At 62.9% G+C, this 21,720-nt stretch carries 25 protein-coding genes; 12 read left to right on the top strand and 13 right to left on the bottom strand.

The genetic code is table 11. From position 1 onward, the window contains the following. Positions 1-15: 15 nt before the first annotated feature. Positions 16-726, bottom strand: a complete 711-nt coding sequence (gene betI / locus EN845_RS17700) for a transcriptional regulator BetI (RefSeq protein ID WP_245511760.1) — start codon at positions 724-726, stop codon at positions 16-18. A gap of 30 nt (positions 727-756) precedes the next feature. After that, positions 757-1,554: a methyltransferase domain-containing protein gene (locus EN845_RS17695; protein ID WP_127872045.1), complete on the bottom strand. Its 798-nt coding sequence runs from the start codon at positions 1,552-1,554 to the stop codon at positions 757-759. A gap of 280 nt (positions 1,555-1,834) precedes the next feature. Here EN845_RS17695 and EN845_RS17690 point away from each other — a divergent pair, with 280 nt between their 5' ends. The 4 genes from EN845_RS17690 to EN845_RS17675 are packed head-to-tail and all read left to right on the top strand — an operon-like array spanning position 1,835 to position 6,517. After that, positions 1,835-3,454 carry an NAD(P)/FAD-dependent oxidoreductase gene (locus tag EN845_RS17690; RefSeq protein WP_127872046.1) on the top strand — a complete coding sequence of 540 codons (1,620 nt, stop codon included), beginning with the start codon at positions 1,835-1,837 and terminating at the stop codon, positions 3,452-3,454. Then, positions 3,441-5,006 carry an NAD(P)/FAD-dependent oxidoreductase gene (locus EN845_RS17685; RefSeq protein ID WP_127872047.1) on the top strand — a complete coding sequence of 522 codons (1,566 nt, stop codon included), beginning with the start codon at positions 3,441-3,443 and terminating at the stop codon, positions 5,004-5,006. Before EN845_RS17690 ends, EN845_RS17685 begins: the two co-directional genes overlap by 14 nt. A gap of 3 nt (positions 5,007-5,009) precedes the next feature. Continuing rightward, positions 5,010-6,269 carry an aminomethyltransferase family protein gene (locus EN845_RS17680; RefSeq protein WP_127872048.1) on the top strand — a complete coding sequence of 420 codons (1,260 nt, stop codon included), beginning with the start codon at positions 5,010-5,012 and terminating at the stop codon, positions 6,267-6,269. 2 nt (positions 6,270-6,271) lie between these two features. Continuing rightward, a complete protein-coding gene (locus tag EN845_RS17675) occupies positions 6,272-6,517 on the top strand; it encodes a hypothetical protein (protein WP_127872049.1) in 246 nt (81 codons plus the stop codon). A gap of 7 nt (positions 6,518-6,524) precedes the next feature. On the opposite strand, the gene EN845_RS17670 is transcribed toward EN845_RS17675, so the two are convergent. From EN845_RS17670 to EN845_RS17655, 4 genes are all read right to left on the bottom strand, one after another. Beyond that, positions 6,525-7,583, bottom strand: coding sequence for a dipeptidase (locus EN845_RS17670; protein WP_127872050.1), 1,059 nt, complete (start codon positions 7,581-7,583; stop codon positions 6,525-6,527). Positions 7,584-7,680: 97 nt separating this feature from the next. Further along, positions 7,681-7,980, bottom strand: coding sequence for a GNAT family N-acetyltransferase (locus EN845_RS17665; protein WP_127872051.1), 300 nt, complete (start codon positions 7,978-7,980; stop codon positions 7,681-7,683). Positions 7,981-7,984: 4 nt separating this feature from the next. Then, on the bottom strand, positions 7,985-8,602 hold the full coding sequence (locus tag EN845_RS17660) for an alpha/beta hydrolase (RefSeq protein ID WP_127872052.1): 618 nt from the start codon (positions 8,600-8,602) through the stop codon (positions 7,985-7,987). 3 nt (positions 8,603-8,605) lie between these two features. After that, entirely contained in the window at positions 8,606-9,538 is a 933-nt protein-coding gene (locus tag EN845_RS17655) for a VOC family protein (protein ID WP_127872053.1), read from the bottom strand. A gap of 225 nt (positions 9,539-9,763) precedes the next feature. Here EN845_RS17655 and EN845_RS17650 point away from each other — a divergent pair, with 225 nt between their 5' ends. Continuing rightward, positions 9,764-11,323 carry an alkaline phosphatase family protein gene (locus EN845_RS17650; protein WP_127872054.1) on the top strand — a complete coding sequence of 520 codons (1,560 nt, stop codon included), beginning with the start codon at positions 9,764-9,766 and terminating at the stop codon, positions 11,321-11,323. Positions 11,324-11,352: 29 nt separating this feature from the next. Here EN845_RS17650 and EN845_RS17645 read toward each other — a convergent pair whose 3' ends face one another. Beyond that, positions 11,353-12,645, bottom strand: coding sequence for a PRC-barrel domain-containing protein (locus tag EN845_RS17645; RefSeq protein WP_127872055.1), 1,293 nt, complete (start codon positions 12,643-12,645; stop codon positions 11,353-11,355). A gap of 250 nt (positions 12,646-12,895) precedes the next feature. On the opposite strand from EN845_RS17645, the gene EN845_RS17640 reads away from it, so the two are divergent. Next, positions 12,896-13,816, top strand: a complete 921-nt coding sequence (locus tag EN845_RS17640; protein ID WP_127872056.1) for a diacylglycerol kinase family protein — start codon at positions 12,896-12,898, stop codon at positions 13,814-13,816. Positions 13,817-13,845: 29 nt separating this feature from the next. Here the strand turns inward: EN845_RS17640 and EN845_RS35525 are convergent, their stop codons facing one another. Beyond that, entirely contained in the window at positions 13,846-14,019 is a 174-nt protein-coding gene (locus EN845_RS35525) for a hypothetical protein (RefSeq protein ID WP_167531409.1), read from the bottom strand. Positions 14,020-14,174: 155 nt separating this feature from the next. Here EN845_RS35525 and EN845_RS17635 point away from each other — a divergent pair, with 155 nt between their 5' ends. After that, positions 14,175-15,707: an HWE histidine kinase domain-containing protein gene (locus tag EN845_RS17635; protein ID WP_127872057.1), complete on the top strand. Its 1,533-nt coding sequence runs from the start codon at positions 14,175-14,177 to the stop codon at positions 15,705-15,707. 26 nt (positions 15,708-15,733) lie between these two features. Here the strand turns inward: EN845_RS17635 and EN845_RS17630 are convergent, their stop codons facing one another. The 3 genes from EN845_RS17630 to EN845_RS17620 form a co-directional block, all read right to left on the bottom strand. Then, complete coding sequence (locus EN845_RS17630) at positions 15,734-16,195, bottom strand: hypothetical protein (RefSeq protein ID WP_127872058.1); 462 nt, start codon at positions 16,193-16,195, stop codon at positions 15,734-15,736. Positions 16,196-16,205: 10 nt separating this feature from the next. Continuing rightward, positions 16,206-16,532, bottom strand: a complete 327-nt coding sequence (locus EN845_RS17625; RefSeq protein WP_127872059.1) for a DUF883 family protein — start codon at positions 16,530-16,532, stop codon at positions 16,206-16,208. A 126-nt stretch (positions 16,533-16,658) separates the two neighbouring features. After that, positions 16,659-17,420: a Crp/Fnr family transcriptional regulator gene (locus EN845_RS17620; RefSeq protein WP_127872060.1), complete on the bottom strand. Its 762-nt coding sequence runs from the start codon at positions 17,418-17,420 to the stop codon at positions 16,659-16,661. Positions 17,421-17,571: 151 nt separating this feature from the next. Between EN845_RS17620 and EN845_RS17615 the strand changes: the two genes are divergently transcribed. Beyond that, on the top strand, positions 17,572-17,952 hold the full coding sequence (locus EN845_RS17615; RefSeq protein ID WP_245464483.1) for a response regulator: 381 nt from the start codon (positions 17,572-17,574) through the stop codon (positions 17,950-17,952). Between the two features lie 44 nt (positions 17,953-17,996). Here EN845_RS17615 and EN845_RS17610 read toward each other — a convergent pair whose 3' ends face one another. Beyond that, positions 17,997-18,548: an RNA polymerase sigma factor gene (locus EN845_RS17610; RefSeq protein ID WP_010911883.1), complete on the bottom strand. Its 552-nt coding sequence runs from the start codon at positions 18,546-18,548 to the stop codon at positions 17,997-17,999. Positions 18,549-18,551: 3 nt separating this feature from the next. Beyond that, positions 18,552-18,755, bottom strand: a complete 204-nt coding sequence (locus EN845_RS17605; RefSeq protein ID WP_127280183.1) for a NepR family anti-sigma factor — start codon at positions 18,753-18,755, stop codon at positions 18,552-18,554. A gap of 222 nt (positions 18,756-18,977) precedes the next feature. On the opposite strand from EN845_RS17605, the gene EN845_RS17600 reads away from it, so the two are divergent. The 4 genes from EN845_RS17600 (at position 18,978) to EN845_RS35520 (ending at position 21,652) form a co-directional block, all read left to right on the top strand. Further along, complete coding sequence (locus tag EN845_RS17600; RefSeq protein WP_127280180.1) at positions 18,978-19,772, top strand: response regulator; 795 nt, start codon at positions 18,978-18,980, stop codon at positions 19,770-19,772. Positions 19,773-19,980: 208 nt separating this feature from the next. After that, on the top strand, positions 19,981-20,145 hold the full coding sequence (locus tag EN845_RS17595) for a DUF1328 domain-containing protein (RefSeq protein ID WP_027031438.1): 165 nt from the start codon (positions 19,981-19,983) through the stop codon (positions 20,143-20,145). A gap of 163 nt (positions 20,146-20,308) precedes the next feature. Beyond that, positions 20,309-21,343: a sensor histidine kinase gene (locus EN845_RS17590; protein ID WP_127872061.1), complete on the top strand. Its 1,035-nt coding sequence runs from the start codon at positions 20,309-20,311 to the stop codon at positions 21,341-21,343. A gap of 132 nt (positions 21,344-21,475) precedes the next feature. After that, positions 21,476-21,652, top strand: a complete 177-nt coding sequence (locus tag EN845_RS35520) for a hypothetical protein (protein ID WP_167531410.1) — start codon at positions 21,476-21,478, stop codon at positions 21,650-21,652. Positions 21,653-21,720: the final 68 nt, after the last annotated feature.

Below are 21,720 nucleotides of genomic sequence, written 5' to 3'. Positions count from 1 at the left end.
TCCTCTGTGGTTTTCTTATGATTTCGTCTTTTCTGATGATTTGGTCGGGGCGGCGGCGTTCCGCGGGTAGTGTTTCGGGAAAGCCGCCGACAGGAATTCGTTCGCCGCCTGCAAGGAGGTCTCGCGGGTCGTGTTCTCGGTCCCCATCATCAGCCGCAGCCAAAGCCCTTCCAGCATGGCGCTAAGCGCCAATGCCATGACCTGCGGCTCATAGGCGTAGCCGCCGCTCTGCTTGAGCGTCGCACAGAGCTCGATGAAGATGTCCTGATAGACGACGTCGCGGGCGCTGCTCAGCGCCTGGTAGGTCGGCCGTGACTTGGCCTCGCCCCAAAAGGCGCACCATGCGGCGAGCTTGCGCTTGTTGCAGATCGAGCGGTCGAAGTCGGCAGCGACCAGGGCCTGCAGTTGGTCGGCAGGATCGTCGCCTGCTTTCTGCAGCGCATTGCGCCAATGCGCCGAATACTCGTCATACATATACTGCAGCGTCGCGACGAGCAGCTTTTCCTTGCTCTCGAAATGGAAATTGACGATGCCGCGCGACAAGCCGGCGCCATCGGCGACGTCGGCCATTGTCGTCTCCGAATAGCCGCGCTTGGCGAGCGAATCGATCGTCGCCTCGATGAGCTGAAGCTGCCTGACCTCCTTCGAGGCCTTGCGCCCGCGCTTCTCGGATTCGGCTTTCCGCGCCGGTTCAAGGAGCGCGTCCCTGGCGTCTTCCGTTTTCATGCGTGTGATGGTCTCCAGCATCGCCGGCTATCACTTTGCATCCGGCTTCGACCCGCGAAGATGAGTGGGACGGTGCTCTCCACTGTCAAGCACCTTCTGCATGGCTTCCCAGGTTCGTATGTTCTTGTCGACATAGGCCGCGCCCACCACGGCGACAACGGCCGGATAGAGCGATCCCTTCAGCCTTTCGAGCTCCCCTCGCGCCACCTCGCGGTACCAGGGATTGCGGTCCCTGACGGTGACATCGGCAAAACCGGCGCCACGCATCGCCTTGGCATAGCGCGCCGGCGAGGCCATGGCGAAGGACAGCCCCTCGGCCGCGACATACGCCTTCATGTCGGGTGATGGTTCGCCGTCATGCGAGATCATCCAGTTGGAGGCGGCAAAGACCCCGCCCGGCTTGAGCACGCGGAAAATCTCGGCGAAGAGCCCGTCCTTGTCGGGCACATGCAACAGCGCATCCTTGGAAAAGACGACATCGAAGGAGCTGTCGGCGAAAGGCAGCAATCCCGGAGGCGCCTGAACGAAGCTGGCGCGCTCACCAAGGCCACGCGCGGCGGCGCGCTGCCTGGCCGCCGCGATCACCGGCCGTTCGACATCGAAGCCGGTGGCGTGCGCCGCGCCGTGACTCTCGACCAGATGCAACGTGATGCCACCGCAGCCACAGCCGATATCGAGGATCGTCCTGCCCTTGAGCGAAAGCCCCTCGACCAGCCGGTCGACCTCGTCCGGCCCGCCTGGCGACAGGTAGCCATCGCCCCACAGCGCCTCGAGGAAGCGGATGGCGGTGTCGTCATATTCCGGTTCGGCGTCTGCCGTTTCGATCATCAGCCCTCGGTCCCCCAATCGACGGAATGCTCGGTTCGAACGCCGGCGAAGCGTAGCGCAGATGCGGGAAAACGCAATACCATTTGTTGAACATTCATTCAGAATGGCTGGACAGAATGGCTGATGTCATGCCAAATTCCGCGCATTCGGGAACAGATCACGCAAAAATGAAGAGCGGGTCGCCTAATTAATTCGAGGAAAAATGCGAGCGGTTTTCCCCGGGAGAAGCGCATAGCGCTTCCCCTTGGGAATGACGCAAAACAGGGAGGACTGGGCCACAATGAAAGCTTGGGATGCGATCATCATCGGCGGCGGACATAACGGTCTGGTCAACGCCTGCTACCTCCAGCGCGCCGGCCTCGACGTGCTTGTGGTCGAGAAGAACGACTGGGTAGGCGGTGCTGCCACCAGCCGGGAGCTGACGCCGGGCTTCCTCTACTCCAACTGCTCCTATGTCTGCTCGCTGTTCCGCCCCGAAATCATGCGCGACCTCAACCTGCCGCGCTTTGGCCTGCAGGTCATTTCCTATGAGGGCGGTGCGGTGTTCACGCGCGACGGCGACTACCTCGCCAATTACCGCGACCACGACGCGCACCGGCGCGAATTCGCCCGCTTCTCCAAAAGGGATGCCGAGGCCTATGACCGCTACTCTCGCGACGTGACGCGCCAGTGCCGCTTCATCCAGCCGTTGCTGATGCGCACCGCGCCGGACCCGACCAGTTTGCGGCCGCGCGACCTCGGCGAACTGCTTTATCTCGGCAAGAAATTCGCCGGTCTCTCCGCCGAGGAAATGGCGCTGACGCTGCGCTTCTGGACGATGTCTATCTCGGAATTCCTCGACGAATATTTCGAGACCGACGTCATCAAGGCGAACTTCGCGCTATCCGGCATCATCGGCACGGCACTCGGACCGATGTCGCCCGGCACCGCTTACGTGCTGCTGCACCACTATATGGGCGAGGTCGACGGATCGGTCGGCGCCTGGGGCTATGCGCGCGGCGGCATGGGCGCAGTCACCAAGGCGCTGGCAGCCTCCTTCAAGGCCTCCGGCGGCACGATCCGCACCAGCGCCGAGGTCGACCATGTGCTGGTGAACAGAGGCAGGGCCAAGGGCGTCGTTCTTGCCGGCGGCGAGGAGATTTACGGCAAGCTGGTCGTCTCCAATGCCGACGTGAAGCGCACCTTCCTGAAGCTGGTCGAGGAGAAGGAACTGCCCGACATCTTCCTGCGCCGGGTCAAGAACTTCAAGATCCGCGGCTCCTCAGGCAAGGTCAACATCGCGCTCGATTCGCTGCCGGAATTCCCGGCGCTGCCGAAGGACTCGCCAGTCTATCGCGGCGACATGCATTTCACCGATTCGATTGAGCGCATGGAGCGCGCCTATGACGACTGGAAGGCCGGCCGTTGGTCCGCCGATCCCTTCCTCGACATGGTGATCCCGACGACGCTCGACCCGACCATGGCCCCGCCGGGAAAACACTTCATGAGCTGCTTCGTGCAGTACGCGCCGCCCAAGGTGAACGGCCGCGAGTGGACCGATGCCGACCGCGACGGTTTTGCTGAAAGCGTGATCGCGCAGATCGCTGAATACTCGCCGGGGTTTCGCGACCGCATCGTCCACATGGAAGTGCGCACGCCGCGCGAAATCGAGGCTGAGGTCGGTCTCACCGAAGGCAACATTTTTCAGGGCGAACTCACCTTCGACCAGCTTCTGTTCAACCGCCCGGTGCCGGGCTATGCGCAGTATCGGTCGCCGCTCGGTGGGCTCTATATGTGCGGCTCCTCGACCCATCCCGGTGGCGGCGTCATGGGCGCGCCCGGCCGCAATGCTGCGGCCGAAATCCTGCGCGATCTCGCAAAATCCACCTCGCATATGAGCCCGGCCCATGACGTTATTTGATGGCATCGTTATCGGCGGCGGCCACAACGGGCTTGTCGCTGCCGCCACGCTGGCGAAGGCCGGCCGCAAGGTGCTGGTGCTGGAAGCCGCAGCCGAACCTGGCGGCGCGGCGCGCACCGAGGAATTCGCGCCCGGTTTTCGCGTCTCGTCGATCGCACATGTGCTGAACCGGCTGCACCCCGATGTGATGAAGACGCTGGAGCTGGAAAAGCACGGGCTGCAAATCGCCCGCGCCGACTTCATCCCGTCAGTCGCATTGTCGAAAGATGGACCGCCACTTGTCCTGCATGGCGCCTATGGCGAGGTGCTGACCGGCGCCAGTTCGTCGGAACAGTCCGCCTGGAAGGATTTGCGCGCGCAGCTGTTGCGCTATGCCGGCATATTGAAGCCGTTCCTGTCACGCCGGCCGCCTGATCTCGGCGGCATGTCGCTGCTGGAGACAGCTTCGCTCGGCCAGACCGCGCTAGCGTTGAAGAAACTCGGCAAGGAAGACATGCGCGACTTCCTGCGCGTGCTTCTGATGAACGTTGCCGACCTGCTTGACGAGCAGCTCGCCGACGACAGGCTGAAGGGGCTGCTCGCCTTCGATGCCACCCTCGGCAGTCATCTTGGCCCGCGCTCGCCGACCTCGCTGCTCGGGCTCTATTATCGTCTGGCCGGAGAGATCGGCGGTGCGGCCGGAGCGCAACTGCTGCCACGGGGTGGCATGGGCGCGGTGGTCGTGGCCGTCCGCACTGCCGCCGAAAAGGCCGGCGTCACGATCCGCACATCGGTGCCCGTCGCAAGGATCATTGTCGAGAAAGACCGCGCCGTCGGCGTCGTCCTAGACAATGGCGAGGAGCTTCGCGCCAGGACGATCGTCTCCGCCATCAACCCGGCGACCACCTTCCTCGATCTTGTCGGACCACGCGGGATCGATACCGGCTTCATGCGCAAGGTGAAAAATATCCGCATGAAGGGTGATGCCGCCAAGCTCCATCTGGCGCTCGACCGGCCACCCCAATTCACTGGCGCCGATGCCGCCGACCACAAGGGGCGGCTCGTCATCGCCCCCTCCCCCGACCATGTCGAGCGTGCCTTCAATCCGTCGAAGTACGGCGAGTTCTCGCCCGAGACGGCGATGGAGATAACCTTGCCCAGCCTTGCGGACCCGTCGCTGGCGCCAGACGGCGCCTGCGTGCTGTCAGCCGTGGTGCAATACGCGCCCTATCAGTTGAAAGAGGGTTGGAACGCCGGCAAGCCGAAATTCCTCGAGGCAATCCTGGCTCGGTTGGAAGCCTACGCGCCTGGCATCGGCAAGACGGTGCGCCATGCCGAGCTTCTGACGCCTGCCGACATCGAGAAGCGCTACCGTATGCCCGGTGGTCACTGGCATCATGGTGAACTGCAGGCCGATCAGATGCTGATCTCGCGTCCCGTCTCCGGCTGGTCGGGCTACGACACGCCGCTCGACGAGCTGTTCCTGGCCGGTGCTGGTTCGCATCCCGGTGGTGGTGTTTCCGGTGCGCCCGGGTTGAATGCCGCGCGGCGCATCATCGCGATGAAAGGGTAGGTTATGGCTCAGGCAACCAGGAAGAAGCCCGTTGCAACGACAGCCAATGCGGCCGTTTCTGCCCGCACTCTCGCGCAAACCCACTTCCGCACGCTGCGTCTCGGCACGCCGTTCCAGCCGCGCCTCGATGCGCTGGCCAAGACCCAGGACTGGTACAATTGGGCCGGCTACCGCGCGCCGCATTCGCTCTGGGACGAGGAGCTCGAATATTTCGCCATCCGCAGCCAGGCGGCAGTCTTCGACATCTCGCCGATGACCAAATACCGCATCGAAGGCCCGGATGCCGAAGCCTTCCTCGACCGCGTCACCTTGCGCGATGTCACCAAACTCAGGCCCGGCCGCGTTCATTACACCGCGTGGTGTGACGATGAAGGTTTTGTCCTCGACGACGGCACGCTGTTCCGACTTTCGCCAACCCGCTTCCGGCTGTGTTCGCAGGAGCGGCATCTGCCCTGGCTGCTGGACAGCGCCCTTGGTTTCGACGTCACCGTCGAGGAAGAAACCGAGGCCGTCGCCGGGCTCGCCTTGCAAGGCCCCACATCTTTCGCCGTGTTGCGCGATGCGGGCTTCACCGGTGTCGAGAAGCTGAAAATATTCGACCTCGCCGAGTTCCCGCATGACGGCGGCACGGTCATCATTTCACGCACCGGCTTCACCGGCGATCTCGGCTACGAAGTGTTCGTGCCGGCCGACAAGGCGCTGAGTCTCTGGGACCGGCTGATGACGGCAGGCGAACTGCGCGGCATCAGGGCCATCGGCTATACCGCGCTCAACCGCGCGCGGCTCGAAGCAGGGCTGATTGTCGCCAATGCCGATTTCACCACCGCCGAACACGCCATCCGCGCCGACCGCCTGCGCATGCCCGACGAGATCGGGCTCGGCTTCATGATCGATCTGGAAAAGGCCCATTTCAACGGCCGCCGCGCCATCCTCGAAGCGAGGACAAGACGCAGACTGCGCCATGTCCTGGTCGGGCTGGAGATCGAGGGCAACATCCCGGCCGAACACGCCATCGTCTACTACAAGAAGAGCCAGGAAGTCGGCTTGGTTAGCGCCGCCATGTGGTCGCCGATGGCGAAGCGCAACATCGCCATCGCCTCGCTGGCGCGGCCCTATGGTGATACTGTCGTGGAAGACCTCTGGGTCGAGATCTACGCCATGCGCGAGCTGCAGTACCAGAAGCTGATGAAACGGGCCAAGGTGGTGGCGCGCCCCTTCATCAAGCTCGACCGCCGCACCGCCAACCCGCCGGCGGATTTCTGAGCATGGCCGAGGAAGAAGGCGAAGCCGCCGAACAGTGGGAACTGGTCAACACGCCGCTCGGTGAGAAATGGTCGGGCCGAACGCGCTACGCCGCCGCCATGTTCTTCTACAAGCGCGACGAGATGAGTGCGGAGACCCTGGAGGTCTACCGCATCTGCGCCAGGCTCGATTCGGAAAACCCGTTGCCGATCATTCGCGACCGTGGCGTCGGCAAGGATTGGCTGAAGCGCATGGGCTACGACAAGTAGCGCCGGCTCAGCCGATCGTGCGCTCGAGCATGCTTAGCCAGTTGCGGTAGGCGATCTTTTCGATCAGCGCGCGGCCGAAACCGCGCGCCGCCAGCGCATCGACGAGTTTAGGCAGACCGGCGACGTCGCCGACGACGGCCGGGATCATGGCGCCGTCGAAATCCGAGCCGAGACCGACGCCGTCCTCGCCCAGAGCCTGCAGCAGGGAATCGATATGGCGCACCATGATGTCGAGGCTGGTGTCGGCATTCATGCGGCCGTCCTCGCGCAGGAAGCCGGTGGCGAAGTTGAGGCCGACCATGCCACCGGACTCGCGGATCGCGCCGAGCTGCCAGTCGGTCAGATTGCGCGAATGGCCGCAGATCGCGTGCACGTTGGAATGGGTGGCGACCAGCGGCGCATCGCTGATTTCAGCGACATCGCGAAAGCCCTTCTCGTTGAGATGCGAGAGGTCGATCATGATCTTCAGTTCGTTGCAGGCCTTGACCAGCGCCTTGCCGGCATCGGTCAGGCCGGGTCCGGTGTCGGGCGAGGACGGAAAGCGGAACGGCACGCCGTGGCCGAACGCGTTCGGCCGGCTCCAGACGATGCCGAGCGAACGCAGGCCCGCGGCATGCAGCACGTCGAGCATGGTGAGTTCAGGATCGATCGCCTCGACGCCCTCGATGTGGAACACCGCGGCAACCGTGCCTTGCGCCATGGCATTGCGCACATCGCCGGCACTGCGGCATACCGCCAATGCGCCGGCACGCTCCAGCCGGAACAGGATCGACGCCATCGCGATCGTCGAGTTGAGCGCATCGGCGCGCGGAACCTCGGGCGGCAACGGCTCGCTGTCGCTCGGCGCCGAAGGCACGGCGCTGCGCCGCGCTTTCTCGACCGGCGGCGGGAAGATGGCGAACATGCCACCGGCGAATCCGCCGGCCTTGGCGCGCGGCAGGTCGATATGGCCGCCCGATTTCCCTTCGACGAACAGCTTTTCGACGTCGCTGTCCTTGGACTGATAGAGCCTCAGCAGCGTGTCGTTATGGCCGTCGAAGACGGGGACGAGGTCGGATTCGGTCATAGGGGGGTCATTCGGTTCGTTCATCGGCGCGGGAGCGATATATCATACCCACTTAGGCAAGATGTGCTACCCGCGCAAATGACAAAGCCTGTCCGACCTATTGCTTCAGCACGTCGGCCCATTCCGGATGGCGGCGGAACTGGGCGTTGGCGAACGGGCAGAGCGGGATGATCTTCTTGCCCGCCGCCCGCGCATCCTCGACGGCGCGGATGACGAGCCGAAGCCCGGCGCCCTGGCCGCGAAAGGCGTCCGGCACTTCGGTGTGATCGATGATGAGCTGGTGCTCGCCGATCTTGGTGAAGGTCATTTCGGCTTCGGCGCCGCCGGCGCCGCGCAGGACGTAGCGACCCTTGGAACCGCGATCTTCAAGTTCGATCTCTGGCAGCTGATCGGGCATGTCTTTACACTCCTTGGGCACCGGCAAAAAGCCGCCGCGCCGCCTCGATTTCGTTTGGCCGCACCTCGTGCCCGCCTTCGTGCCACTCCACTGTGACATCGGCGCCATCGGCACGCAAATAGGCTTCGAGCCGCGCCGTCAGGTTCGGCGGGCAGATCGGATCGCGCCTGCCGGCGGTCACCAGGATGTGACGGCCGGCAAGGCTGCCTTTCACCTCCGGCTCGAACGGGATCAGCGGATGCATCAGCACCGCGGCTTCGAAAAGATCAGGGGCTTCGAATACCAGCGAGGCCAGGATGTTGGCGCCGTTGGAATAGCCGAGGCCGAGCACGGCCGATGGCGTCGTCGCCTCGACATGGGCCTTGACGAAGCCCACCATCTTGCCCGTCGCCCGCGCAAGGTCGTCCATGTCGTAGACGCCTTCGCTGGTGCGGCGGAAGAAACGCGCGGCACCTTGTTCTGAAACATCGCCGCGCGGCGAGATGATGGTGGCCTGGGGCGCGAGATCGCGCCCCAGCGAGACAAGCTGGCTCTCGTCGCCGCCCGTGCCATGGAAGACGAAGAGCAGCGGACCACCCGGCGAACCGGGCAGCATCTTGTGGATGAAAGCGTCCTTGCTCATCGCTCAGCCCTCCAGCTTCTGCAGATGCTGTTCGAGATAGGGCCGCAGGTGCTGATGCTGGGTGGGCAGCTTCAGCGCCTCGCCGAGATGGGCGGTGTCCTCATCACGGTCGAAGCCCGGCTCGTTGGTGGCGACTTCGAACAGCACGCCGCCGGGCGTGCGGAAATAGATCGCCCAGAAATAGTCGCGGTCGATCACCGGCGTCACGCCATAGCCTGTATCCATCAGCGCTTTGCGCACTTCGAGCTGCTTGGCGCGGTTCTCGACGGCGAAGGCGACATGATGGACGGAGCCGGCGCCGAGATCGGCGAAGGGGGCCGTCGGCAGCGATTCGATGTCGACGACATCGGCGCCGTTGCCGTTCTTGACGGCGAGCCGCCTGACATTGCCTGACTTGTCGACCTCCTCGTAGCCCATGAACTTCAAAAGCTCCTCGGTGGCGCCGCCATCCTTCAGCCTCAGTGAAACCGAATGAAAGCCGCGGATCGCCTCGTCAGCGGCAATGCCGCCCTTCACCCAGGGCGCTCTGGTGTCGGCCTTGTCCTCGACGAGGGCAAAGCCGTCGCTGTCCGGGCCGTCAAATCTGAGCCGTTTCTGGCCAAAACTTTCCTCGCGGGCGACATTGGTTACGCCTTCGTCGGTGAAGCGTTTTTCCCAATAGGCGAGCGTACCTTCCGGCACGGAGTAGACCGTCGTGCCGACTTCGCCGACGCCATGGCGGCCCTTGCCGATGTTGGGAAACGGAAAACAGGTCATCACCGAACCCGGCGTTCCGACCTCGTCGGCATAGTAGAGATGGTAGACATCCGGCGCGTCGAAATTGACCGTCTTCTTGACCCGGCGCAGGCCGAGCTTGTGGGTGAAGAAATCATTGTTCTGCCGTGCATCCCTGGCCATCGAGGTGACGTGATGCAGGCCCTTGATCTGGTCGAGCATGTCTTTGCTCCTTCCCTTGGTGTTTGTGCGGCCCTCGCCGCTGTCCACGCCAATATGAGGACACGATCTGTTGTGGCAAAGGCGGCAAACACAGAATGGACTGTGCTGTAAAAGTGAACAGTGACAAGAAACTCGTTCACCATTCGGCCAAAGACCATGGCCTTGCGCGGCTGATGGAATCGGTTCCATGTGCGCATTCGAACGTGCTGGGAAGGGGTAGCGCAAGTGACTGGAAAAGGCAGGCGGCCAAATGTCCTCCTCATTACCTGCGACCAGTGGCGCGGTGACTGCCTGTCGACTGCCGGCCATCTCCAGGTGAAGACGCCGAATGCCGATGCGCTGGCCGCCGAAGGTGTGCTGTTCAAGCGCCACTACGGCGGCGCGGCTCCGTGCTCGCCCGCGCGCGCCTGCCTCTACACAGGCCTCTACCAGATGAACAACCGTGTCTGCCGCAACGGCACGCCGCTCGATGCCCGCCACGGCAACATCGCGCTTGCCGCGCGCAGCGTCGGTTACGATCCGACCTTGTTCGGCTATACCGACGTGTCGCTCGACCCGCGCCAGCTGGCACCGGCCGATCCACGGTTGCACAGCTATGAAGGCGTGCTGCCCGGCTTCACGGTGCGCCAATTGCTGCCCGAACATCAGAAGCAGTGGCTGTCATGGCTGAAGCAGCAGGGCATCGATGCCAGCGCTGGAAGTCCTGATATCCATCGCCCCGTGGGCGAGGCGGACGGCGCGGTGACTGAAGCGCCACCCGTTTACTCCAAGGACCAGACGCCAACGGCCTTCCTTGCCGGCGAATTCATCCGCTGGCTGGGCGAGCAAGAGGAGGCCGCGCCATGGTTTGCCCATCTTTCCTTTATCAGCCCGCATCCGCCCTTCATTGTGCCGGAACCGTACAACACCCGATACGATCCGGCGGACGGCCCGGCTTTTCACCGTGCGGAAAGTTGGCGAGCGGAATCTCAGGGCCACCCCTACATCTCCTATGATCTTGGCCGGCAAAACCGCGCAAGGTTCCGCCCCGGTGCCACGGGCAAGGTACACGACTGGAGCGAGGATGATTTCCGCCGCATCCGAGCCATCTATTACGGCATGGTCTCCGAAGTCGACGCACAGCTCGGCCGCCTCTGGCAAGCTCTGAAGACCGAAGGCGCCTGGGACAACACCATCATCGTGCTCACCTCCGACCACGCCGAAATGATGGGCGACCATTTCATGCTGGGCAAAGGCGGTTATTTCGACGGCAGCTATCACATCCCGCTGATCATCCGCGATCCCCGCCATCGCAAGGCCGCTGGCAGCACTGTCGATCGCTTCACCGAAGCTGTGGACATTTTGCCTACGCTCATCGACCTGCTCGGCGTGGCTCCCGAACCGCATCTTGACGGGTGCTCGCTGAAACCCTTCCTGAGCGGTGGAACGCCCGCCGTTTGGCGCGACGCCGCGCACTGGGAGTTCGACTTTCGCTCGGTCGCGGACGGTGAAGCCGAACGGCACTTCGGCCTTACCTCGCGCCAGTGCAACCTCGCTGTCATCCGCACGCAGAAATTCAAATATGTGCATTTTGGCGGGGGCTTGCCGCCTTTGCTCTTCGACATGGAGAACGACCCTGGCGAATTGAAGAACCTCGCCAGCAGTCCGGCACATCGCTCCACCCGCCTGGAATTCGCCGAAAGGCTGCTTGCCTGGCGGGCCGAACATCTCGACCAGTCGCTTGCACTCTCGGAACTGACGGAAAACGGGGTGGCTGGATACGCAAGGTCGCAGGCAGGGCGGTAAGGGATCTCCCCTACCGCCCGTTTCCTTGCCTATCGAACGATCAGACGCTGCTCGTCGCGCTTCTGCGCGTAGGAGCCCTTGTCGTAAGCCGCTTGCTTCTCGAGCTGCTCCTTGGTGAAGGTCGTATAGAGGTACTTCTTGCCGTCCTTGTCGGTCATGAACTTCAAATTATCCATGCCAACCGCGACCTCCTTCGAACCGATGCCGAGGAAGCCGCCGACGTCGACGATCACAGCATCGGTTTTCTTGTCGGGCGCCAGCACGACATCGCCGATCTCGCCGACCTTGGCGTCGTTGGCGCCATAGACTGTCGTGCCCTTCAGATCGTCGGCCCTGATCTCGCCAATCGGCATCTCCGTCAGCTTCGACTTGTCGATGGCCGCGGTCTTTGTCTGGTCGGGAGCGGTGGCGTCAGCCGGCGCCGCCGCCGTCTTGTCCGCCGGAGCGGCAGCAGGAGCCGTCGCGGTGGCGGGGGCGGTTGCCGCCGGCTCGTTCGATGCCGTCGTGGCCGGCACCGGATCATAAGCCTTGCGGTTGAAGTCCGGCTGCGCCTGCAGTTCTTCCTTGGTGGTCTGCGCAACCAGCCAGCGGTCGCCATTCTTCTGTGCCCACTGCGCCTTGGCGAAATCATAGGCGACGTTCTTCTCGCCCATGCCGAGGAAGCCGCCCACGCCAATAATCAGCGACTGCGCCTTGCCCTCCTTGGTCAGCACGATGTCGTTCACGTCGCCGATCTTCTGGGCGTCGTCGCCTGTGCCGTTGTAGACATTTTCGCCGATGATGTTTGTGGCCAGATTGCCATCAGCCTGTTTCACCGGTTCCGCATTCGCCTCCGCGGGCTTCTGTGCGGTGTCTGTCGACGTGGCCGGCGCCTGGGCAGTCGTCGATGCGGCCGGGGCCAGCGCATAAGCCTTGCTGTCGAATTCCGGATGCGCCGTCAGCTCGTCCTTGGTCGTCTGCGCGACCAGCCAGCGGTCGCCGTTCTTCTCGGCCCATTGCAGCTTGTCATAGTCAAAGGCGACGTTCTTGGTTCCGACGCCAAGGAAGCCGCCGACACCGATGACGACGGATTTCACCATGCCGTCCTTGTCGAAGACGACATCAGTGACCTTGCCGATATTCTCGGCATTGTCGCCAGTGCCGTTGTAGACGGTTTCGCCGATGATATTGGTGACGATGCTGCCCTCAGCGTGCACCACCGGCGCGGCCGGCTCCTGCGCCGCAGGCTGCTTCGCGGGGGCCGGGGTTGCAGTGCTTTGGGCGAAGGCACCGGTCGCGACCATTGTCGCAAGGGCGGTCGTGGCTAAAAGGGTGCGGATCATGATAGTCTCTCCTCGTGCTGATTTCGTGCACGCCGCGCCCGGTTGAACCGTCGCTGGGGAGATCGGACGCGGCATCTCTACAGGTTCACAACGTCGTGACCATGCTGTTGTTCCCACGAAGCGAATGCGCGCTACCCAGCTTCGAATCCGGCCTGGATTGCGGCGCAACCGGAACCTTTCCAAGCCCGCCGCGTTCAGCCTCCGGCTGGGCGCGTCCTGGTCAGGTTGTGATTGATCGGCGGAGCGGGGCATGAAATTTGCAGCGGTGCTGAACCGAGACGGCGGCACCTTGCGCACCACCGATATCTCGGCTTTCTCCGACCGGATGCGTCAGACGCTGGAATCGGCGGGCCACTCTCTCAGCATCGATATCGTTGCCGGCAAGGATGTCGTGGAAACCCTCGACAACGCCGTGTCGCGCCGCGCCGTCGATGTCGTGCTCGCCGGCGGCGGTGACGGCACCATCTCGGCCGCGGCTGCGAGGCTGATGGGCAAGCAAAAGGCGCTCGCCATACTGCCGGCCGGCACGATGAACCTTTTTGCGCGCGGCCTCGGCATTCCGCAGTCGCTCGATGCCGCGCTAAAATCCTTCGCCGACGGCGAAATCATCGCGGTCGACATGGCCACGGCCAATGGCCAGCCCTTCGTCCACCAGTTTTCGATCGGCATGCACGCCAAGATGGTGCAGTTGCGCCAGGGGATGGAATTCGGTTCGCGCCTGGGCAAGATCAGGGCTTCGGCCAAGGCGGCCTGGGCAACGATCAAGAACCCGCCGGCGATGAACGTCACGCTCGGCATCGGCGACGCCGAGGTGACGGCGCGCATATCAGGCATCGGCGTCACCAACAATCTGTTCGGCGAAGGCCATCTGCCTTATGCCGACAACCCTGCCGGCGGCGTGCTCGGCATCTATGTGACGGTGGCGCAGCAACGCGCCGAACTGCTCAAGTTCTTGTTCGACATTGCGCGCGGCAAGTGGCGCGACAACGAGCATGTCGAAATTCACCAAGCCGACCGTACGGTGCTGAAAATCCATTCCGGCGGCAGAAAGTTCCGGGCCGTGATGGATGGCGAACTGGTCAGGCTCGATCGTGAGACGACGATCGAAATCCATCCCGGAGCGCTCAACGTCCTGGTGCCGTCCAGCATCGCCGAGGCAAAGGCTGCCTGATGCGGTCTCGAACGACGAAAGCCAAAAAACTAGCCGCTCGGCGCGCTTCCTTGCTCGGTCGCCGGTGTCTTGGCCGCCCGGCCATAGATTTCAGCGGCACCCCAGGCCGCGAAGCTCAGGAGCAGCGCGGCGATCAGGATATACAAGACATGCCAGCCCCACCGTCCCTGACGCGCTTTGTTTTCGGGAATGATCTTGGTCATGATCGGCCCTTGTCTCGATTTGCGCCGGCTGACGCGGCCGGCAAAACATGGTCGGGTAACGGTTCCTCGCTAGGATGGTTCCAGGCAAGCCGGACCAGTGCCGGCGAAGAGACCAACAGGACGGCGGAAGTCGGGACTGGGCATTGGGGACTTGGGTGAGCAGCAAGGCAGAAGCAGCGCTGGGTCTGCCGGCCGAGGTCGCGCGCGCGGTGAAGGACGAAGACCGGCTCGCCGTGCTGCGTGGGCTGGAGGTGATCGATTCGACGATCGACGTGGATTTCAACCGCATCAGCAACCTCGCCGCGGCCGTAATGCAGGCACCGATAGCGCTGGTCACGCTTGTCGATCTCGAGCGGCAATGGTTCAAGTCATGCTTTGGCCTCGACGAAACGGAAACGGCGACCAGAATTTCCTTCTGCGCCCACGCCATCGCCGCCGGTGACGGCCCCATGGTGGTGACTGATGCGACGGCGGATCCCCGCTTCAAGAACAACCCGCTGGTCACAGGCGAGCATCATGTGCGCTTCTACGCAGGCGCACCGATGCTCGTGGCCGGCGCCAGGATCGGCACGCTGTGCGTGATGGATCGCAAACCCCATGTCTTTCCGTCCAGCGCCACACTGGACCAGTTGACGATGCTCGCCGGTCTCGCCGGCAGCCTGTTCACCCTGAAGGATGCAACCCGCAGCGGCGCGATCGCCGAGGCCGCACTCGCGCGCGAGGAAAAGCGGCGCGCCATCGCCCTCGACGCGGCGTCACTCGCCAGCTGGGCATGGGACATCCGCACGGACATGATCGAGTGCGACGTCAGGCTGTCCGAACTGTTCAACCTGCCGCGCTCGACGCGTTTGCGGGCGCGCGACATCCTGACCGCCATCGACCCGCGCGACGTCTATCAAACCGAAACCCGCTTTCGCGACGCCTTGACCGGCAGCGACGACTATTTCGGCGAATACCGGGTGAAAGGCTTTCATCCACCGCGATGGGTGGCCACGCGCGGCAGTGTCATCGAGCGCGATGGCGACGGCAAGCCGACGCTGATTTTCGGCGTCAACTACGACATCTCGGAACGCAAGCTTGGCGACGAACGGCAACGGCTGCTGCTCAGAGAACTCAACCACCGTGTCAAGAACACGCTGGCAACGGTCCAGGCGCTGGCGACGCAGACCGTGCGCCATGCCCGCCAGCCGAGCGAATTCCTCGAGGCCTTCCGCGCGCGGCTTCAGGCCCTGGGTATTGCCCATGGTCTGCTGTCCGACCGCGAATGGCGCGGCATCGGCATCCGTGAACTCGTCCAGATCGAGATCAAGCCCTTCGACACCGCCGACCAGCCACGCTTGACGATCTCCGGCGCCGATCTGTTGCTGTCGCCTGATCAGGCCGTCGGGCTCGGGCTGATCCTGCACGAACTGGCCAGCAACGCGCTGCAATATGGATCGCTGTCTGTTGCATCGGGCAAGGTTGATCTCGGCTGGAAGGCGCAAGGCAGGAAAGGCGACCGGCGCCTCGTTTTCACCTGGCGCGAAAGCGGCGGTCCTGAAGTTGCCCCACCCGAGCGGCACGGCTTTGGCTCGATCCTCATCCGGCGCAGTCTGGCCAAGGTCATTTCGAGCGAAGTGACCCATGAATTCCGGCCGGACGGCGTCTTCGCCGAAATATCGATGCCGCTGGAAGATCTGTCGGAGTGAGACGAGGCAGTGCAGGTGCCGACATACTACTCCTCGCCGGCATCCGGATGATCGGTGTCCGGCTTCACGTTCTCGCGGTAGATGGCATAAGCCGCCAGTGCCACGGCCGGACCAAGAATAACCCCTAGTCCGCCTTTTCCCTTCAGCAATGTCGGCAGCACGGCGAGCGCGGCCGTAATGCCGATCGCCTTCATGTCGGCCTTGCGCCGCCTTGCCTCGCGGCGGACCCGGGCGCCCGCCATCAGCCGGTGGATCAGAAGAACAAGGCCCGCGATTACCAGGAAGCCGACACCGAAACCAATCGCGGCAGCTAGCGATCCATACCGCACCGACGTCCAGATATAAGCTGCCCCGACCAGGAAGCCGAGGCCGCAGAATGCCGCCAACGCTGCAAACGCGTAGACGACGGCCGCCGTGCGCGCGCGCCGCACGGCGGCCATTGTTTCACCCGAGGCGAAAGCCGAGAGCAGGGAAGCCAGCAGTCCCATCTCGGCGGAACTAGCGACGCGCCAGCAGTGCGAACAGGAAGCCGACGCCAGCGGCGATTGCAAGAGACGTCACCGGCTTTTCGCGTACGCTTGCCACCATCTGCGCCTCAAGATCCCTGGCGTTGCCGCGCAGGCTGTCGAAGGCGGCCTCACCTTGGGCGCGCAGCTGTTCGACGCCTTCGGCCGCCGCCCGGCGCGCCGTGCCGTAGCCGTGTTCGCCGGTCTTGGCCAGCTGTTTGGTGAGCTTGTCGATATCGGCTTTCAACTGCCTGATGTCGGCTTCGAGATCCGGATTCGTCCGCGCTTCGTTGGCGGTCTTGCTTGCGGCGGTTGCCATTGCTTAACTCCTTGTGATTGCTCGATTTCAAACGCGCCGTGCGTCCCAAAGTTCCGATGCCCGGACAAACTAGCCGAAAACCCGGTCATGCGCACCCGATCCGCCGCCCTGGCAAGAAGTGCGGTGTCAGATCAATGGCCGGCGGCCCTCGCCCAGCCCCTCCCAGCCGGCGAGCTGCTTCAGCCCTTCATTGTCGACGACCCCGCAACCGCCGTCGCGCCAGACGATCAGCTGGCGGTCCATCAGCTTGCGGATCGTCTTGTTGGTGTGAACGAGCGACAGGCCAAGCGTATCGGCGATGTGCTGCTGCGTGATCGGAATCTGGATGGTTTGCTTGCCGTTCAGTCCGACGACCTTGGCGCGGCTGGCGATGAAGGCGATAAGATAGGCGGCACGCTCGATCGCGCTGCGGCGGCCGAGACTGAGCAGGTTCTCGTCCAGCATGCGCTCTTCGCGCGACGCGATCCAGGTGATGTCGTAGGCGAGACCGGGATGGTTGCGGTAGAGTTCATGCAGGTTATCGCGTTCGAACACGCAAAGCAGCATCGGCGACAGGGCCTCGACGGAATGCTGCATCTCCCCCATGACGCTGCCTTGCAGGCCGATGAGATCGCCAGGCATGAGATAATTGAGGATCTGTCGGCGGCCGTCCTGCAACAGCTTGTAGCGAAATGCCCAGCCGGACAGCACGGTGTAGAGATGGGCGCTGTGGCTTCCTTCCACGAGAACAGTGGCACCCTTGTCGACCGTGAGCTCGCCCTTCTTGAATTTACTGATGAAGGCCAGCTCCGGTTTCTCGAACTCCCGGAACACCGGCAAGGGCCGTAATGGGCACTGCTCGCAAGGATATTGCCGGCTTGAAGAAGAGCGCCCGATCTGGCTTGGCATTTCGATCCCCCGTTGCGAAAGTCTGCCGGTCGGCAGGCCAGTTTCACGCGCTTGCCCGAGATCGCTGTTTCGTCGCCGGCGCATGTCTTTTTTAAATGACAAGACCCCAAATTGCGATCATGAATCCCGGCGTTTCAAGGAGCGATTGCCTGTGCCCCAATTACTTGACGGATTGCGCATTCTTGTCTTGGAGGATGAATTCCTCATAGCCATGGATGTCGAGCAACTCTGCCGTGACCACGGTGCGGGCGAGGTGGTGGTTGCCCGCGACCTGGCCGAGATCGACGGCCGTAAGGTCGCGACGCATTTCGACGCGGCCATTGTCGATCTGATGCTGGGCGGCGCTTCGACGCTCGAATTCGCCGCGGGCTTGCGGGAGACCGGCGTCCCGTTCGTGTTTGCGTCCGGCTACTCCGATGCGGACGAGATCAAGGCATCCTTTCCCGGGGTGAGGCTGGTTACCAAGCCCTATTCAGGCGAAGACCTCGTTGAAGCGGTGGCGCTAGCCTACGGTCGCGGCTCCCCCGGCTAAGACTGACGCGACGGCACTCGAATTGCCGTGATGCAGCCCGTATTTCAATGTGCCGCCGTGCCCGTGACCTGGGCGGAGATCGCATCGGGACCATACTCGTCCTCGCCGGAGATTTTCAGGATTTCCTGAAGGCGTGTACGAGCCCTGCTGACGCGGCTCTTGATCGTTCCGACCGCGCAACCGCAGATTTCGGCGGCCTCCTCGTAGGAGAATCCCGATGCGCCGATCAGGATGATGGCTTCGCGCTGGTCCTCCGGTAATTGCTCGAGGGCGCCGCGAAAATCCTTGAGGTCGAGCTGGCCGTGCTGTGCCGGATGCACCGCAAGCCGGGCCGTCATGATGCCGTCGCTGTCCTGCACCTCGCGGCCGCGCTTGCGCATCTGCGAATAGAATTCGTTGCGCAGGATCGTGAAAAGCCATGCCTTGAGATTGGTGCCAGGCTGGAAGCTCTCATGCTTGTCCCAGGCCTTGACCAGCGTTTCCTGAACGAGGTCATCGGCCTTGTCGGCATTCTGCGTCAGCGACACGGCAAAGGCCCGCAAGCTTGGGATTGCCCCAAGCAGATCGGTCTTGAAGCCTTGGGAGACCGCGGCCATGATCTAGTCCTTCTTCTGTGCGGGTTCGGCTTGTTCCAGTTGGCTGAGCAACTGGGCGAAGCGATCCGGCACATTGTCGGAGACCAGCTCGTCGTAATATTGTTTGAGTTTGCGTCCGATTTCGGAGTTCGGCCCCAGCGGGTCGCCGGCACCGTTCCGGCGCCTGCCCGCGGCGCCAGCCAAAATATCTTTCGTCATATCCTTCATTTCGCCCTTATAGTCCCAGCGCCCAAGCCGCTCATAACAACACAACACAAGGCAAGCGACACCCTCGTCTGGGTTGCCCATCCCGATATCAAACGCCGTTCCCATCTATTCGTTCCATATAGGCCGGAACTTTTTCGGAAAACCCGCGTTGTATTAGCGGGGCTTGCAACAAGCTTGACCTGCAATCCGTGCACTCGCGTCATCTGAGGGAGACGTCTTACCATGAGTTTATCCGCCACCATCGCACCGCACCTGCCGTTCCTGCGCCGCTTTTCGCGTGCCGTCTCGGGATCGCAAGAGAGCGGCGACGCGCTGGTCGCCGCGATGCTCGAAGCCATCATCGCCGACATCGAGATCTTCCCAGAGGCATCGAGTGACCGGATCGCCTTGTACAAGGTTTTCGCCAAGCTCTTCACATCGGTTGCCATCCGCGTCCCGCAGGAGCAGGCACAATCGGCGTGGGAACAGCGCGCGGCCGCCAATCTCAATGCCATCGCGCCGCTTCCGCGCCAGGCCTTCCTGCTGGTTGCCGTCGAAGGTTTCAGCGAGGACGAGGCGGCCGAAATCCTCGATGTCGGCGACCAGCAATTCTCCGAGTTGCTTGCCCAGGCAAGCAACGAGATCTCACGCCAGGTGGCGACCGACGTGCTGATCATCGAGGATGAACCCCTGATTGCCATGGACATAGAGGAGATGGTCGAGAGCCTCGGTCATCGGGTGGTGGGAACGGCGCGTACCCATGCCGAAGCGGTGACAATGTTCGGCAAGACCCGACCGAAGATGGTGCTGGCCGATATTCAGCTCGCCGACGGCAGCTCAGGCATCGAGGCCGTGAACGAAATCCTCTCCTCGACATCGGTGCCGGTGATATTCATCACCGCCTTTCCCGAGCGTCTCCTGACCGGAGAGCGCCCCGAACCCGCCTTCCTCGTGACCAAGCCGTTCAATCCCGACATGGTGAAGGCACTGATCAGCCAGGCGCTGTTCTTCGATCGGCAGGCCAAGGCTGCCGCATAGATCGCGGCCTCCGGAAGCCGGACAAGATCAAAGAAAGGCCGCCGGATGCGACCCATCCGTCGGCCTTTTTTGACAAGCCGGATCGGCTACCGGCGAATTTCCAGCCGGCGCTGCCCGGAACGATTTGCAAGCCCCGTCTTTTTCGGCGAATGGTGGAACAAACCGCATCCACCCACGTTTTTATCGCATCATTCGAAGGAGATGGACCATGCTGTACTGGGCGCTCGTATTTCTCGTCGTGGCGATTATTGCCGGCGCGCTTGGTTTCGGCGGCATCGCCGGCACATCCGCCGGAATCGCGCAGATATTGTTCTTTATCTTCCTCGCTTTCCTGGTCATTTCGCTTCTGGCCGGCCTGTTCAAGAGGGCATGAGCCTGACGGCTCATCAGGTGAACACTGGAAGCCGCACCCCTCAAACGGTTTCCAGCCACCGCCGGGCGGGGTCCTTCAATGGACACCGTCCGGCGGACCGCTTTTAGGGGAACCCATTCGACAGTGAGCCGTTCAGCCTGAGTTGGGTGGACAGATTTGATCGATGCGCTCCAGGACTTCAGATAGAACGGAAGGCGCACGGAGCGATGAAGTCATCGCCATGCATCCGGCCGAAAGTGGCATGCAGCTTGGTCGGGCTCTTCTCCACGCGCTGCACAATGCCGGCATTTCCGTCCTTTACCAGGATCGCGAGATGAAGACCGTATGGGCCCGCAACATGCGCGCGCCCTGGGCTTCCGACGATGCCGACGGGAACGGCATCCTGCAGACGGCGCAGGCCGATCGCATCGGCGCCGCCAAGCACGATGTGGTCGCGACCGGCGATCCTCAGCGCCTTGAAATCAGTGTTCCGGTCGAGAATGGCGTCCGCTGGTTTCAGATTTGGGTCGATGCCGACCGAGGCGACGATGGCGATGTACAAGGCGTCGTCACCACCATGGTCGAGACGACCGAGCAGAAGCGGCGCGAACAGACATTGACGACGCTGCTGCGTGAAGTCAGCCACCGCTCGAAAAACCTGCTGGCGATCATCCAGAGCATCGCGACCCAGACCGGTCGTTATTCCGACGGCGTCGGCGACTTCCTGACGCGCTTCCGCGGCCGGCTGCAGTCGCTGGCGTCCTCCCAGGATCTGGTGACATCCTCCAACTGGCGAGGGGCAGCCCTTCATGAGCTGGTGGCGAGCCAGGTCGGCCGCTACGGAGCGAACCCATCGCACAGCCTGCGCTTCCGTGGCGCCAATCCCTACCTCAATCCCAACGCCGCGCTGCATATCGGCCTGGCGATGCACGAACTCGCCGTCAACTCCGTCAGCTATGGCGCCCTGTCCCGGCCTGACGGTTTCGTCGAGGTCACCGCCAACCTCGACGCCGCCGCCACGGGGGAGTTAGCCCTGTCTTTGACATGGGCCGAAACGATAGGGACCGACAACGATCGCGGCGGTCAAAAGCGATTCGGCAGCGTCGCCTTGGAGCGGGTGGTGCCAGCATCCCTGAACGGAACCGCGGACCTCGATATCGGCGGCGGCCACCTCGAATATCGCCTTGTCGTTCCGCACAGCAATTTCGAGACGCAGTGAGAGCCTCGGCAAGCAGCGATTCTTAACCGGCTATTCACCATGAGGGCGGATGCTGTTTTCCCGGATACCGCCGGAACCTGCCCCGCCGTCGGACATTGTTTGCAGGCTTGCAGCGCGATACCGGAGGATGTCTTGACAGTCGCCGACATGAACAGACTGGAACAAGCCGCACGTATTTCGATGGGCGAATTTCTGGAAGCCGAATCCTCCGTAGAAACACCCCCTCGAGCAGATAAGGGTTTGGCGAAGGGGCTCCTTCTTGCCTTGACCGTGACAATGTTGCTGGCCGTTGTCTGGCAGTCGACCTGACTTAGGTCCTGCCCTGTTGTCATCCAAGTATCGCGTAACTCCCTTGGAAGGACAGGAACTTTTTGACG

It is taken from the genome of Mesorhizobium sp. M8A.F.Ca.ET.202.01.1.1, from assembly GCF_004791595.1.
Lineage (GTDB): Bacteria > Pseudomonadota > Alphaproteobacteria > Rhizobiales > Rhizobiaceae > Mesorhizobium.
Note: the sequence above shows the minus strand (reverse complement) of the source record. Positions and strands in the feature narration are given on the sequence as shown.

What these genes read in the sequence shown, in the direction of transcription:
- EN845_RS17605 (WP_127280183.1), bottom strand. Translation starts at nt 18,755, where the DNA reads ATGAAGGATATGACGAAAGATATTTTGGCTGGCGCCGCGGGCAGGCGC.
- betI (WP_245511760.1), bottom strand. Translation starts at nt 726, where the DNA reads ATGAAAACGGAAGACGCCAGGGACGCGCTCCTTGAACCGGCGCGGAAA.
- EN845_RS17600 (WP_127280180.1), top strand. Translation starts at nt 18,978, where the DNA reads ATGAGTTTATCCGCCACCATCGCACCGCACCTGCCGTTCCTGCGCCGC.
- EN845_RS17655 (WP_127872053.1), bottom strand. Translation starts at nt 9,538, where the DNA reads ATGCTCGACCAGATCAAGGGCCTGCATCACGTCACCTCGATGGCCAGG.
- EN845_RS17590 (WP_127872061.1), top strand. Translation starts at nt 20,309, where the DNA reads ATGCGCTCCAGGACTTCAGATAGAACGGAAGGCGCACGGAGCGATGAA.
- EN845_RS17625 (WP_127872059.1), bottom strand. Translation starts at nt 16,532, where the DNA reads ATGGCAACCGCCGCAAGCAAGACCGCCAACGAAGCGCGGACGAATCCG.
- EN845_RS17595 (WP_027031438.1), top strand. Translation starts at nt 19,981, where the DNA reads ATGCTGTACTGGGCGCTCGTATTTCTCGTCGTGGCGATTATTGCCGGC.
- EN845_RS17675 (WP_127872049.1), top strand. Translation starts at nt 6,272, where the DNA reads ATGGCCGAGGAAGAAGGCGAAGCCGCCGAACAGTGGGAACTGGTCAAC.
- EN845_RS17630 (WP_127872058.1), bottom strand. Translation starts at nt 16,195, where the DNA reads ATGGGACTGCTGGCTTCCCTGCTCTCGGCTTTCGCCTCGGGTGAAACA.
- EN845_RS17680 (WP_127872048.1), top strand. Translation starts at nt 5,010, where the DNA reads ATGGCTCAGGCAACCAGGAAGAAGCCCGTTGCAACGACAGCCAATGCG.
- EN845_RS17690 (WP_127872046.1), top strand. Translation starts at nt 1,835, where the DNA reads ATGAAAGCTTGGGATGCGATCATCATCGGCGGCGGACATAACGGTCTG.
- EN845_RS17660 (WP_127872052.1), bottom strand. Translation starts at nt 8,602, where the DNA reads ATGAGCAAGGACGCTTTCATCCACAAGATGCTGCCCGGTTCGCCGGGT.
- EN845_RS17695 (WP_127872045.1), bottom strand. Translation starts at nt 1,554, where the DNA reads ATGATCGAAACGGCAGACGCCGAACCGGAATATGACGACACCGCCATC.
- EN845_RS17665 (WP_127872051.1), bottom strand. Translation starts at nt 7,980, where the DNA reads ATGCCCGATCAGCTGCCAGAGATCGAACTTGAAGATCGCGGTTCCAAG.
- EN845_RS17670 (WP_127872050.1), bottom strand. Translation starts at nt 7,583, where the DNA reads ATGACCGAATCCGACCTCGTCCCCGTCTTCGACGGCCATAACGACACG.
- EN845_RS17620 (WP_127872060.1), bottom strand. Translation starts at nt 17,420, where the DNA reads ATGCCAAGCCAGATCGGGCGCTCTTCTTCAAGCCGGCAATATCCTTGC.
- EN845_RS17685 (WP_127872047.1), top strand. Translation starts at nt 3,441, where the DNA reads ATGACGTTATTTGATGGCATCGTTATCGGCGGCGGCCACAACGGGCTT.
- EN845_RS35525 (WP_167531409.1), bottom strand. Translation starts at nt 14,019, where the DNA reads ATGACCAAGATCATTCCCGAAAACAAAGCGCGTCAGGGACGGTGGGGC.
- EN845_RS17640 (WP_127872056.1), top strand. Translation starts at nt 12,896, where the DNA reads ATGAAATTTGCAGCGGTGCTGAACCGAGACGGCGGCACCTTGCGCACC.
- EN845_RS17610 (WP_010911883.1), bottom strand. Translation starts at nt 18,548, where the DNA reads ATGGCCGCGGTCTCCCAAGGCTTCAAGACCGATCTGCTTGGGGCAATC.
- EN845_RS17645 (WP_127872055.1), bottom strand. Translation starts at nt 12,645, where the DNA reads ATGATCCGCACCCTTTTAGCCACGACCGCCCTTGCGACAATGGTCGCG.